The sequence below is a fragment of the Sulfuriferula multivorans genome (genome assembly GCF_003851125.1).
Taxonomy (GTDB): domain Bacteria; phylum Pseudomonadota; class Gammaproteobacteria; order Burkholderiales; family Sulfuriferulaceae; genus Sulfuriferula; species Sulfuriferula multivorans.
The window spans coordinates 43,005-56,461 of the sequence record NZ_BGOW01000004.1; the positions used below are offsets into that span (position 1 = coordinate 43,005).

Genomic DNA, 13,457 nt, shown 5'->3' on the forward strand with positions numbered 1-13,457 from the left:
CCATGCCGCACTTTAAAACCATCGAAGACTTCGTCGGCAACACGCCATTGGTGCGCCTCAAGCGCATGCCGGGCGCAACCAGCAATACCATACTGGTCAAGTTGGAGGGCAACAATCCGGCGGGGTCGGTGAAAGACCGCCCGGCACTGGCGATGATTACCCACGCCGAAGCGCGCGGCGAGATCCAGCCCGGCGACACCCTGATCGAAGCCACCAGCGGCAACACCGGCATCGCGCTGGCGATGGCCGCCGCGATGCGCGGCTACAAGATGATCCTGATCATGCCCGAGCACCTGTCCATTGAACGCCGCCAGACCATGCGCGCTTTCGGTGCGGAAATCATACTCACCAGCAAGGCAGGCAGCATGGAAGAATCCATCGATGTGGCCAATCGCATGCAGGCCGAGGGCAAAGGCATCATTCTCGACCAGTTTTCCAACCCGGACAATCCTCTCGCCCACTATGAAAGCACCGGCCCGGAAATCTGGCGCGATACCGAAGGCAGCATCACCCATTTCGTCAGCAGCATGGGTACCACCGGCACCATCATGGGTACCTCGCGCTATCTGAAAGAGCAAAACTCGGCGATCCAGGTGGTCGGCGTGCAGCCCAAGGACGGCGCGCAAATCCCCGGCATCCGTAAATGGCCCGAGGCCTACCTGCCAAAAATCTGCGATTTCTCGCGCATCGACCAGATGATCTACGTCGGCCAGCAGGACGCCGAAGAAACCACCCGACGTCTGGCGCGCGAGGAGGGCATCTTCGCCGGCGTATCCTCCGGCGGTGCGCTGTTTGCGGCGCTGGAACTGTCGAAGCAGGTGGAAAATGCCGTGATCGTTTCCATCGTGTGCGACCGCGGGGATCGGTATTTGTCCACAGGGGTGTTCCCGGCGTGACGGCTACCGGCATGATTGCCTTGCCTGGATCTTGCCCTGGCAGCGCGAAACCGGCTGCGAATAACTCCAATGGCTAAAGCAAAAACCCTCTATTCCTGCACCGAATGCGGCGATACCTTGAGCAAGTGGCAAGGCCAGTGTCCCTCATGTAAAGCCTGGAACACGCTGGTGGAAACCATCGCCGAGGCCGCCGCGCCGTCGCGTTACAGTGCGCTGTCGGTGGTGAGCGAGGTGTTGTCACTGGCTGAGGTGGAGGCGGTGGAGGACGAACGCGTCGTCACCGGCATCAGTGAGCTGGATCGAGTGCTGGGCGGCGGGGTGGTGAAGGGCGGGGTGGTGCTGATCGGCGGGGATCCGGGCATCGGCAAATCCACGCTGCTGCTGCAGGCGCTGTCCGGCATGAGCACGGCGCACAAGACGCTGTATGTGAGCGGCGAGGAATCGGCACGACAGATCGCCTTGCGCGCGCATCGCTTGCAACTGGATGCGGCGGAACTGCAATTGCTGGCGGAAATCCAGCTGGAAAAAATTCTCGCCACGCTCAACCAGCACAAGCCTTTCATCGCGGTGATTGATTCCATCCAGACGGTTTATTCCGAGGCCTTGCAATCGGCGCCCGGATCGGTGGCGCAAGTGCGCGAGTGTGCGGCGCAATTGACGCGCTACGCCAAGCAGACCGGCACGGTGATTTTTCTGGTCGGCCACGTGACCAAGGAAGGTGCGCTGGCCGGGCCGCGCGTGCTCGAGCATATCGTCGATACGGTGTTGTATTTCGAAGGCGACACCAGTTCCGCTTTTCGGCTGGTGCGGGCGTTCAAGAACCGTTTCGGTGCGGTGAACGAACTGGGCGTGTTCGCGATGACCGACAAGGGGTTGAAAGGCGTATCCAATCCGTCGGCGATTTTCCTGTCGGGGCATAGTGCAGACGTGCCCGGATCGTGCGTGATGGTGACCCAGGAGGGCACGCGCCCCTTGCTGGTGGAGATTCAGGCGCTGGTGGAGTCGTCGCCGTCGCCCAATCCGCGCAGGCTCAGTGTCGGCCTGGAGCAGAATCGGCTGGCGATGTTGCTGGCGGTGTTGCACCGCCATGCGGGACTGGCGTGTTACGACCAGGATGTGTTCATCAACGCCGTGGGCGGGGTGCGTATCAACGAGCCGGCAGCGGATTTGCCGTTGCTGCTGGCGATAGTTTCATCCTTCAAAAACAAGCCTATGCCGGATAAACTGGTGGTGTTTGGCGAGGTGGGTTTGGCGGGAGAAATCCGTCCGGTACAGCGTGGGCAGGAGCGCCTGAAGGAGGCGGCCAAGCTGGGTTTCACCCGTGCCATCGTGCCTGCGGCCAACAAGCCGCGTCAGGCAATTTCAGGGATGGAGATCATTGCGGTGGAACGCTTGCAGGATGCGGTAAGCTATCTGCGCGAGGCGTAGCGACCCTGGCAGTTCATTCTTTTTGTTGTGCTAACTTGCTCTTCTCTTGCTCCAGGCGTTTGATCTGCTGGGTGGCCATTACTACGTCGGGATGAAGCTTGGTGAACTTTGCCAATAACTCAGCACGTTTGACTTTAAGCGACTGGATTTTTTTATCCAGTTGAACGATGGCGATCTGGTTAGGTTGAACTTTTTTGGCTTTCCCGCCATGGTTCTCTGGCCTTGCAGAGAAACTCTGAATCACTGACTGGCTGCCTGGGGCAGCAGGTACAGGCACGGTAACGATAGATTTAATGTAACGGGTAACAGGCGGTGGATGACCCGTGTCCGAACCCACGGTCAGGGCAATGATTGCCAGCACAGCTACTGTGGCAATTCCAAGGCTGACCATGCTCAGCAACGTGCGCAACATTGCCTTGTCTGTCTGTCTGGTACGCTTCAGCAGTGCGGCGGGGGTATCATCCGGAGCCGGGTTGATTGGCTGAACGACAGTTGGCGTAACACTGCGCAGGGCGCGCAGGTCGGCGGCCATGTCGCGCGCAGACTGATAACGCTCTGCAGGCCTTTTGGATAGCGCGCGCATGACAATGCGATCAAATGGCTCCGGCACACCCTTATTGATGCTGCTGGGTGGAGCGGGTTCGAAGTTCATAATATTGTAGAGAATGGTGCCGAGGTCGTCGCCGGTAAAGGGTGGGTGTCCGGTCAGCATTTCGTACAGCACGATACCCAGCGAGAACACGTCGCTGCGACCATCCACAAATTTACTCTGCACCTGTTCCGGGGACATGTAGCGCGGTGATCCCAGCAATGTACCGTCTCCGGTTTTTTCACTGGTCGGGATCTGGGCGATACCGAAATCGGTAATTTTAACTATTCGGCCACTGCGCATCAGAATGATGTTGGCAGGTTTGATATCGCGATGAATGATGCCGTGCTGGTGAGCATAGGCCAGGCCATTGGCGATCTGCAGCGTAATGTGTGCAATGCGCTCAATGGATAAGTGAATATGGTTATCGAGCAGCATATCGAGCGACTCGCCTTCCAGATATTCCATCGCGATGTATGCACTGCCCTCTGTTTCACCTACGTCGTAGATCGTGACAATGTTGGGGTGATTAAGGCGGCCTGCCGATTTGGCTTCGCGGTAGAAACGTTCCTCGAACACCTGGTGTGCCTGATGTGACAGGTCCAGTCGTATGGTTTTGAGCGCCACGGTACGCTCAATCAGAGGGTCATGCGCTTTGTAGACAGTGCCCATCGCGCCGTGCCCGATTTCGGCAGCGATTTCGTATCGTCCCAGTTTGAAGTGGGACTTATTGGAAAATTTGGCGCTGGTTTCAGTCATTATTCAGTTCGATGACCCGCCCTTTAACGTTTGCGCTATCTGCGCCCATTAAATACAGGTAGGCGGGCATCAGGTCGGGCATCTGTGGCAGCGTGTCCGGATCTTCGCCGGGGTGGGTCCTGCGACGCTTGGGAGAGGCCACCGGTCCCGGAATCAGGGTATTGATGCGCATGTTGGGGTAGAGTATTTCCCATTCTTGCGTCCATATTTGCGTCAGGGGTTCCACACCTGCTTTGGATACCGCATAGCCGCCCCAGTAAGCAGCAGGGTGGTGACCGTGAGATTCGCCGGTCAGGATCACCGATGCGCTGGGTGATTGTTTGAGCAGAGGCAGGCACGCGCGGGTCAGCGCAAAGGGGGCAATCAGGTTGACACGCATCAAAGTGAGCCATTGCTCCATGGTTTGCAGTTCGAGCGGGCAGGCACTGTAAAACATGGCTGCATTGTGCAGGATACCATCCAGGCGTTTGAGTTGCATGCCGATCGAGCCAGCCAGGCCTTCATAAGCTTGATCGTCTGCAACATTCAGATCCAGCGGGATAATAGCGGCTTGCGCATAGCCAGCGGCTTCGATTTCGTCATAAACCTGTTCCAGTTTGGGCACATCGCGGCCATGCAGAATCACGGTGGCGCCGTGTGCTGCGTAAGCCAGCGCGGCTTCGCGGCCCAAGCCCTGGCCTGCGCCGGTAACGAGAATGACGCGGTCTTTCAGTAAATCAGAGGGTGCCTGGTAGTTTTTCATGCTTGGTCCAATATCAGTTGTGCGCATTTTACGCCACTTCGTGTTGCAGCTTCGAGTGTGGCCGGGTAATCGCTGGCAGTATAATCTCCCGCCAGAAAGAAATTTTTGAGTGCCGTGACCTGATCAGGGCGCTGCAACCCGGCATCGCACGAATAGGTGGCGCGTTTTTCGACAATGACTTTATGCCAGAGCGGTGCCGGTAAAGTGCCCAGCGCGTTGCGCAATTCTGCATCCACTTGCAGCGCTAGCGCTTCCGTCGCAAGGTCGCGGTGATGGCCTTCGGCGCTGATGACCACGGCGAGAAGGCCATGCTGGCCGTGGGTCATTCCGCGATCGAATACCCATTGGGCGACCCCGCCAGCCAGACCCAGCATGGGTTTCGTGAGCGTCACCTGGGCAGCGTACTGCAGATATACCGTGGCTATCGGCTGATACCGAAATGCATTGATAAGGGCGCGTACCTGGTCCAGCTTTTCCAGTCCGGACAGCAGGCGCATTGCCTGGTGCGGTGCCACGGCACAGATCAGGTGGGTGTAGTGGTCGCCATTCACAGAAAACCCCACTGTGGTTTGGGTAATCGCATCCACTGTTTTCCCGGTCGTCACGGCGCCGCCATGGGTGCGAACAAAATCCGCAGCGGGCTGCGGAAACAGCGCGGAGAGATCACGAGCCGGAAAAACCAGGTCGCTGTCGCTACGGCGGCGCGTCAGACTGTCGCGCAGCACGTTGAGGAACACTTGTGCCGAGGCGGTGGCAACCGGCGTATTGAGCGCGGCGATACATAATGGCGCCCACAGCTTATCCACCAGGGCTGCCGGCTGGGCGTGCTGCGCCAGCAACTGGGCAACCGGCAAATCCTGCCTTAATTTGAAATGCGCGCGGCGTTGCGCCAGCATGAAACGTATGGCCGCAAAGCGTTCGCTGACGCTCAAGCCACGTGCTCCGAGCAATGCCAGCAAAGTATTCAGCGGCGCGGGCAAACGCGGCGCGGAGAGTTGCAAACCGCCCAGGGTATGCAATTGCAGTGGCCGCCGCAGCCACGCTGCGCTTGCCGGCGCTACCAATTCGACCAAACGCAATGTCTCGCTGTATGCCCCCAGTAGCAGGTGTTGCCCGTTATCAACGCAAATATCGCTTAACTTCACTTGGCGTGCACGCCCGCCCAGTGTTTTTCCTGCCTCGAACACGCTTACTTTTGTTCCATGCTGGGCCAGGGTCACGGCAGCGGCCATGCCTGCGTAACCCCCACCAATAATGGCGACGTGCCGTGTCAAGCTTTCATCCAGGTGCGCCACGCGATCCATAGTTTGCGCAACGGAGTGAGTGCGGTGCGTTGGGTAAGTACCTTGAACCCCTCGCTGCGGATTTCTTCCAGCAGGGTGCGGTAAATGCCTGCCATCACCAGCCCGGTGCGCTGGGCCTTGCGATCAGCATGAGGCAGGGCGGCAAAGGCTTGCTCATAGAAATGCTGGGCGCGCTGGTACTGGAATTCCATCAAGCGGCGGAAATTATCGGTTTCGCGCGCATTGAGGATGTCGGAAGCGCTCACATTGAATTGTTCCAATTCATCCATAGGCAGATAAATACGGTTGCGACGGGCGTCTTCGCCCACATCGCGAATAATGTTGGTGAGTTGAAATGCCAGGCCCAGGTCCGCAGCGTAGCGCAAGGTGGCGCGCTCGGTATGGCCGAAAATCACCGCAGATAGTTCACCGACTACACCCGCCACCCGATGGCAATATAATCGCAGCGATTTGAAATCGGCATAGCGATGCTGGGTCAAATCCATTTCCATGCCATCGATGATTTCCAGTAATTGTTCGGCCGGCAGATCGAACTGCTTGATGACCGGCGCGAGTGCCTGACTCACTGGGTGATGCGGTTCGCCACGATACAGGTCAGCCACTTCAGCACGCCACCAAGCCAGTTTGGTATGGGCCACATTGGTGTCGGTACACTCGTCGGCAATATCGTCCACCTCGCGGCAGAAAGCATACAGCGCAACTATGGCGCGGCGCTTGGGCGGCGGCAGGAACATGAAGCTATAGTAAAAGCTGGAACCGCTGGCGGCGGCTTTGTCCTGGCAGTACTGGTTGGGATCCAAGGCGGTGTCCTATTTGGCGCGCACGGCGCGGTATAGCATGTTGAGCCAGTCAGCGGCATTCAACAGTGGGCGCTGGGTGTAGATATCGCCGCGCGTTTTATGCAATTTTTCCAGAATGGTGGCGCCGCCCATGATAATCATGCGTAACTCCAGTCCGATGCGGCCTTTGAGCACTTTGCCCAGCGGCGCTCCACCCTGCAATATTTTACGGGTTCGCTCGATCTGCGCCAGCATGAATGGCTGCCACAGCCCACTTGCGTCTTGCTGGGCGATCTGTGCTTCGTCCACTTGGTATTTGGCCATCTCGTCCTGCGGCAGATAAATGCGGCCTTTCTGGTAATCGATCGCTATATCCTGCAAAAAATTGATCAATTGCAGGCTGGAGCAGATGGCGTCTGAATAGGCCACGCTGCGTGTGTCGGTCTCTCCATACAGGGCGAGCATTAACCGGCCCACCGGGTTGGCGGATTTTTTACAATATTCCATTACCTCGCCAAAATGAGCGTAGCGGGTTTTGACCACATCTTGTGAAAATGCATCCAGCAGATCGCGGAATGGCTGCAAAGGGAGTGAATGTTTGCGGATGACCGCTTCCAGTTGCTGGAATAATGGGGTGAGGGGAGGGTGATGCGTTTCGATGCGGCTTAATTCCTCGCGGTAAGCATCGAGTGCAGCCAGGCGTTGCTCCGCAGTCGCATCCCCTTCATCAGCGATATCATCTGCGCTGCGCGCAAATCGGTAAATGACCGCAACCGGGTGGCGCAGGCGGCGTGGCAGCAGAATGGACGCGACTGGAAAATTTTCGTAATGACCAACAGACATGTAAGGTGGCGAGCAGTGGCATCGATAATTGGCGCTATTGGGCATAGAAGCTGACAGCGAAGGCGCAATTATATTACACTTGGCGGTTTGCGAAAGTGGCGGAATTGGTAGACGCACTGGATTTAGGTTCCAGCGCCGCAAGGTGTGGGGGTTCGAGTCCCCCCTTTCGCACCAGAATTTATAACTTATTCATCAGTCAGTAAGGATTTCCCTAATGCAAGCCAACCTCGAGCAAATCAGCACTCTGGAACGTCGTATCAACCTGGCCGTGCCGATGCAACAGATCGAAACCGAGGTCAGTAACCGCCTCCGCGACATTGCCCGCAATACCAAGCTGGATGGTTTCCGCCGTGGCAAAGTACCCATGAGCCTGGTTACCAAGCAATACGGTGGACAGATTCATCAAGAGGTGCTTGGCGATGCGGTGCAGAAAAGTTTTATGGAAGCGATTCAGGCACACCAGCTCAAAGTGGCTGGCTATCCGCGTATAGAACCCAGGGCCGACGCGACAGATAAGGCATCCATCGAATTTTCTGCCACGTTCGAGGTCTACCCTGAAGTCAGCTTGGGTGATGTCAGTTCCGCCAGGATCACGCGGCCTGTGGTCACGGTAAGCGATGCCGATGTGGACAAGACTCTGGAGGTATTACGGAAACAACGTGTCCAATTCAATACCGTCGACCGTGCATCGCAGACTGGCGATCTGGTTACCCTGGACTATATCGGCAAAATTGATGGTGCTGTTTTTGAGGGCGGCGAGGCTAAGGGCTTTCGAGTCGTGCTGGGAGAGGGCCGTACGCTGCCGGAGTTTGAAACTGCCTTGGTTGATGTGAAAGCAGGTGAAAACAAGTCTTTTGACGTGACTTTTCCGGAAGCTTATCAGGCCAAGGAACTGGCTGGTAAAACGGCGACGTTCGAAGTGTCTGTCACGGATATTGCGGCACCGAAATTGCCGGAAGTGGATGCAGAGTTTGCCACGAGTCTGGGTGTTGCCGACGGCGATGTGCAAAAAATGCGCGCCGAAATCCAGGCAAATCTTGAGCGTGAAGTAAAAAATCGTATTCATGCCAGGCTCAAGGAACAAGTCATGCAGGCGTTTCTGGACAGCACTAAAATTGAGGTGCCCAAATCGCTGTTGGAAATGGAAACCCAGCGCCTGATGCAAAATGCGCTGAAAGACATGCAGGCGCGCGGAATGAATGTTAATCCTAATGAAGTGCCGTTGCCTGCCGATATATTCACTGAACAGGCTTTGCGCCGCGTCAGTCTGGGGCTGATTCTGGCAGAAGCAGTGCGTGTCAATGAGTTGACTGCCAAGCCTGAGCAGATCAATGTCCTGATACAGGAATTTGCGCAAAGTTACGAAGATCCACAGGAAGTGATAAAGTGGCATCATCAAAACCCGGAGCGCATGCAGGAAATCGAATCGCTTGCGTTAGAAAACAATGTGGTGGAATGGGCTCTGGAACGTGTTCAGGTTGAAGACCAGTCGATCAGTTTCGACGAATTGATGGGGAAGGCGTAACAGGATGATGGAAAGCCGTAGTTGGGAGCCGCAAGGCTTGGGTCTGGTACCCATGGTGGTCGAACAAAGCGGCCGGGGCGAACGTGCCTACGATATTTATTCGCGCCTGCTTAAAGAACGCGTAGTTTTTTTGGTAGGCCCGGTAAATGAAGTCTCTGCCAATCTGGTAGTGGCGCAATTGCTGTTCCTCGAATCGGAAAACCCGGACAAGGATATCTATCTGTATATCAATTCCCCCGGGGGGTCAGTGTCGGCCGGACTGTCTGTGTATGACACCATGCAGTTCATCAAGCCCGATGTAAGTACCCTGTGCATGGGCCAGGCGGCAAGCATGGGAGCGTTCCTGCTTACCGCAGGCGCCAAGGGCAAGCGTTTTTGCCTGCCCAATTCACGCATGATGATTCACCAGCCCAGCGGCGGTTTCCAGGGGCAGGCTTCGGATATTGAAATCCATGCCAAGGAAATTATTTATTTGCGGGCAAGGCTTAATGGTTTAATGGCTCATCATACCGGGCAGCCTGTAGAAGTCATTGAGAAAGACACGGATCGTGATAATTTCATGAGTGCGGAAGATGCCGTGAAATATGGCCTGGTAGACAAGGTAATTACCAGCCGCATGGACAACGTCGGCTAACGCCGACTAGCTTAGCATCGGAGAGTTTCATGTCAGATAAAGGAAGCGGCGAAAAACTGCTCTATTGCTCGTTCTGCGGCAAAAGTCAGCACGAAGTTCGCAAATTGATCGCAGGGCCTTCTGTATTCATTTGTGATGAGTGCGTGGATCTGTGCAACGACATCATCCGTGAAGAAGTGCAGCAGGGGCAGGGCGGCAAGTCCGGGAAATCCGATTTGCCTACCCCACGCGAGATTCGGGAAATTCTGGGTGAATATGTGATTGGTCAGGAAAAAGCCAAACGCATTCTCTCGGTGGCCGTATACAACCACTACAAGCGTCTGCGCCATCTTGGTGGCAAGGATGAAGTGGAATTGGCTAAAAGCAATATTCTGCTGATCGGCCCCACCGGTTCGGGCAAAACCCTGTTGGCACAAACCTTGGCGCGGCTGTTGAATGTTCCTTTTGTGATCGCCGACGCGACGACACTGACCGAAGCTGGCTACGTGGGCGAGGATGTGGAAAACATCATCCAGAAATTGCTGCAAAAGTGTGATTACGATGTGGAGAAGGCAAAAAACGGTATTGTTTACATTGATGAAATAGACAAGATTTCACGAAAATCCGACAATCCATCGATTACACGTGACGTATCCGGCGAAGGTGTACAGCAGGCATTGCTGAAACTGATCGAAGGCACTACCGCTTCGATCCCTCCTCAGGGTGGCCGCAAACATCCGAATCAGGAATTTGTGCAGGTTGACACCAGTAACATCCTGTTTATCTGCGGCGGAGCTTTTTCAGGCCTTGAAAAGGTGGTGCAAAACCGCTCTTCCAAAGGCGGCATAGGCTTTGGTGCGGAAGTCAAAAGCAAGGATAACAGTCGCAATATTTCGCAATTGCTGCGCGATGTTGAGCCCGAAGACCTGATCAAGTTCGGTCTGATTCCAGAATTCGTCGGACGTTTGCCCGTCGTTGCTACACTGGAGGAACTGGATGAAGAAGCACTGGTTACCATACTGACCGAACCAAAAAATGCGCTGACCAAGCAATATGCAAAATTGTTCGAGATGGAGGGTGCAGAACTCGAGTTTCGCGACACTGCTTTGGCAGCGATAGCCAAACGCGCGCTGGAACGCAAAACCGGGGCGCGCGGGCTACGTTCCATTATTGAGCACGCACTCCTCGACACCATGTTCGAACTTCCTTCCATGGACAATGTCACTAAGGTAGTTCTGGATGAATCGGTCATTACCGGTGAGGGTAAACCTTTGCTCATTTATTCCGACCAGCCCAAAGTCGCTTCCTGAAACATCGCGGACATCCTTAAGGGTTGTCCGCGCGTAAAAAAAGTTTTTCATTGGATTCAATCGCTTATGGCACATCAGTGCAGGTGCGACTTGAATTTGCTTGAGCCGCCCTGCATTTGGTGTCCTGGTCTATTTTTACTGACATAAGGTTAAACACCATCATGGCCTTACTCCAAGATACCGAAGAATTAACGCTCCCTCTTTTACCATTGCGAGACGTCGTCGTTTTCCCGCACATGGTTATTCCATTGTTCGTTGGTCGGCCAAAATCCATCAAGGCGCTGGAAACAGCGATGGAGTCTGGTAAGAGCATTCTGCTGGTCGCACAAAAATCCGCTGCCAAAGATGAGCCGTCACCGGATGATTTGTACACTATCGGCACCATTGCAACGATATTGCAAATGCTCAAATTGCCTGACGGTACCGTAAAAGTGCTGGTGGAAGGCAATCAGCGCGCCAATGTTATCGAGTATTCCGATGTGGATACCCATTTTGTTGGGCGCGCCGAACTGGTGCCTGTCGATGATACGAGTGCCGACAACGAGGCAGAGGCAATGCGCCGCGCTCTGGTTGCGCAGTTCGACCAGTACGTGAAGCTCAACAAGAAAATTCCACCTGAAATACTCACCTCGCTGGTGGGTATTGACGAAGCCGGACGCCTGGCGGATACCATTGCGGCGCATCTTCCCTTGAAGCTGGAACAGAAGCAGGAAATCCTGGAAATGTTTCCGGTGCGTGCACGGCTCGAGCATCTGATGAGCCTGATGGAAGGCGAAATCGATATATTGCAGGTGGAAAAGCGCATCCGCGGACGTGTCAAGCGTCAGATGGAGAAAAGCCAGCGCGAGTATTATCTTAATGAGCAGGTCAAGGCAATCCAGAAGGAGCTTGGCGATCTGGAAGAGGGTGCCGATCTCGAAGACCTCGAGAAGCGCATCCAGGAAGCGCACATGTCCAAGGAAGGTCTTGCCAAGGCCGAGTCAGAGCTTAAAAAACTCAAGCTGATGTCACCCATGTCAGCAGAAGCCACGGTGGTGCGCAGCTACATTGAAACCTTGGTGGGATTGCCCTGGAAGAAAAAAACCAAGATCAGTAAAGACTTGAAAAAGGCCGAAGCGATTCTGGACCTTGATCATTACGGCCTGGACAAGGTCAAGGAACGCATCGTCGAATACCTGGCTGTTCAGCAGCGCGTGGACAAACTCAAGGGCCCAATTCTGTGCCTAGTCGGCCCCCCCGGTGTGGGGAAAACTTCGCTTGGACAATCCATTGCCAAAGCCACGAATCGCAAGTTTATCCGTATGGCCTTGGGTGGCGTGCGCGACGAATCCGAAATTCGCGGCCACCGTCGCACCTATATTGGTTCCATGCCGGGCAAGATTTTGCAGAGCATGAGTAAAATTGGTGTGCGTAACCCACTTTTTCTTCTGGATGAAGTGGACAAGATGGGGCAGGATTTCCGCGGCGATCCGTCTTCTGCGCTGCTGGAAGTGCTGGATCCGGAACAGAACCACACCTTTGCAGACCACTATGTTGAGGTGGAGTTTGATCTTTCCGACGTAATGTTTGTAGCGACTGCAAATACTTTGAACATTCCTGCGCCGCTGCTGGATCGTATGGAAATTATTCGTTTGTCTGGTTACACCGAGGACGAAAAAGTGAATATCGGCGAGCGTTATCTGGTAGGCAAGCAGATGAAAGCGAATGGTCTCAAACCCGAGGAATTCGCGATATCCGAGAGCGCATTGCGTGACATCGTACGTTACTACACGCGTGAAGCGGGGGTGCGTAACCTTGATCGCGATATTGCCAAAATTTGTCGCAAAGGGGTCAAGGCTCTGCTCATGAAACAGGGCAAAGCCAGCAAGATCAGCGTGACTGCACGCAATCTGGAAAAGTATCTGGGCGTGCGCCGTTTCAATTACGGTGTAGCCGAGAAAAACAACCAGGTTGGTCAGGTAACCGGTTTGGCATGGACCGAGGTAGGCGGCGAGTTGCTTACTATTGAGGGTGTGCTGTTGCCAGGTAAAGGCAAGATGATTACGACAGGCCAGCTCGGCGAGGTGATGCAGGAATCTATCCAGGCTGCGATGTCGGTAGTGCGTAGCCGTTCCGCAGTATTGGGTATCCCGCAGGACTTTTACCAGAAAAATGATATCCACATCCATCTGCCGGAAGGCGCTACACCAAAAGACGGGCCGAGTGCAGGTGTGGGCATTTGTACTGCGATGGTATCGGTACTGACGGGTATCCCGGTGCGTGCAGATGTGGCGATGACCGGTGAAATCACGCTGCGTGGCGAAGTGCTGCCTATCGGCGGATTGAAGGAAAAATTATTGGCGGCGCATCGGGGTGGAATCAAAACTGTACTGATTCCGGAAGAAAATGTGCGTGACTTGGTGGATATTCCGGAAAACATCAAGAATAAGCTGGACATTCGGCCAGTGAAATGGATAGATCAGGTGCTGAACATGGCGCTGGAGCGCATGCCGGAAGGTTTGCCAGAGTTGCCAACTCCTCCGGTAACTGAGACGCCTCCCACTGCTGTAGCCGAACCGGATAAAGTGACTGTCATCACCAAGCACTAATCGAGACGTTTTTTGTCCGATCTTGTGAATGCCGCCCTTAGGGGCGGTTTTTTTTTGGCAAAAACAGCTGGAAGCCGCTTG

Annotated in this window: 11 protein-coding genes and 1 tRNA gene; 7 read left to right on the forward strand and 5 right to left on the reverse strand. The window is 55.0% G+C overall.

What is annotated here, in order from left to right; all coding sequences use genetic code 11:
• Positions 1-2: 2 nt before the first annotated feature.
• The gene (gene cysM, locus EI185_RS04045; RefSeq protein WP_124703850.1) at positions 3-896 is read left to right on the forward strand and encodes a cysteine synthase CysM; all 894 of its coding nucleotides are present in this window, start codon (positions 3-5) and stop codon (positions 894-896) included.
• 69 nt (positions 897-965) lie between these two features.
• Positions 966-2,324, forward strand: a complete 1,359-nt coding sequence (radA, locus tag EI185_RS04050) for a DNA repair protein RadA (protein ID WP_124703851.1) — start codon at positions 966-968, stop codon at positions 2,322-2,324.
• Positions 2,325-2,337: 13 nt separating this feature from the next.
• Here radA and EI185_RS04055 read toward each other — a convergent pair whose 3' ends face one another.
• The 5 genes from EI185_RS04055 to hpnC are packed head-to-tail and all read right to left on the reverse strand — an operon-like array spanning position 2,338 to position 7,340.
• On the reverse strand, positions 2,338-3,672 hold the full coding sequence (locus EI185_RS04055; protein WP_124703852.1) for a serine/threonine protein kinase: 1,335 nt from the start codon (positions 3,670-3,672) through the stop codon (positions 2,338-2,340).
• A complete protein-coding gene (locus EI185_RS04060; protein WP_124703853.1) occupies positions 3,665-4,414 on the reverse strand; it encodes a YciK family oxidoreductase in 750 nt (249 codons plus the stop codon). The genes EI185_RS04055 and EI185_RS04060 overlap by 8 nt, the downstream gene beginning before the upstream one ends.
• The gene (gene hpnE, locus EI185_RS04065) at positions 4,411-5,688 is read right to left on the reverse strand and encodes a hydroxysqualene dehydroxylase HpnE (RefSeq protein ID WP_223247657.1); all 1,278 of its coding nucleotides are present in this window, start codon (positions 5,686-5,688) and stop codon (positions 4,411-4,413) included. Before hpnE ends, EI185_RS04060 begins: the two co-directional genes overlap by 4 nt.
• Positions 5,685-6,518: a presqualene diphosphate synthase HpnD gene (gene hpnD / locus EI185_RS04070; protein WP_124703855.1), complete on the reverse strand. Its 834-nt coding sequence runs from the start codon at positions 6,516-6,518 to the stop codon at positions 5,685-5,687. Before hpnD ends, hpnE begins: the two co-directional genes overlap by 4 nt.
• 9 nt (positions 6,519-6,527) lie before the next feature.
• Positions 6,528-7,340 carry a squalene synthase HpnC gene (hpnC, locus tag EI185_RS04075; RefSeq protein WP_124703856.1) on the reverse strand — a complete coding sequence of 271 codons (813 nt, stop codon included), beginning with the start codon at positions 7,338-7,340 and terminating at the stop codon, positions 6,528-6,530.
• Positions 7,341-7,429: 89 nt separating this feature from the next.
• On the opposite strand from hpnC, the gene EI185_RS04080 reads away from it, so the two are divergent.
• From EI185_RS04080 to lon, 5 genes are all read left to right on the forward strand, one after another.
• Positions 7,430-7,514, forward strand: a tRNA-Leu gene (locus EI185_RS04080).
• Between the two features lie 40 nt (positions 7,515-7,554).
• Positions 7,555-8,865, forward strand: coding sequence for a trigger factor (gene tig, locus EI185_RS04085; RefSeq protein WP_124703857.1), 1,311 nt, complete (start codon positions 7,555-7,557; stop codon positions 8,863-8,865).
• Between the two features lie 4 nt (positions 8,866-8,869).
• Positions 8,870-9,499, forward strand: coding sequence for an ATP-dependent Clp endopeptidase proteolytic subunit ClpP (gene clpP, locus EI185_RS04090; protein ID WP_124703858.1), 630 nt, complete (start codon positions 8,870-8,872; stop codon positions 9,497-9,499).
• 29 nt (positions 9,500-9,528) lie between these two features.
• Complete coding sequence (gene clpX / locus EI185_RS04095) at positions 9,529-10,788, forward strand: ATP-dependent Clp protease ATP-binding subunit ClpX (RefSeq protein WP_124703859.1); 1,260 nt, start codon at positions 9,529-9,531, stop codon at positions 10,786-10,788.
• Positions 10,789-10,949: 161 nt separating this feature from the next.
• Complete coding sequence (lon, locus tag EI185_RS04100; protein ID WP_124703860.1) at positions 10,950-13,376, forward strand: endopeptidase La; 2,427 nt, start codon at positions 10,950-10,952, stop codon at positions 13,374-13,376.
• Positions 13,377-13,457 lie beyond the last annotated feature (81 nt).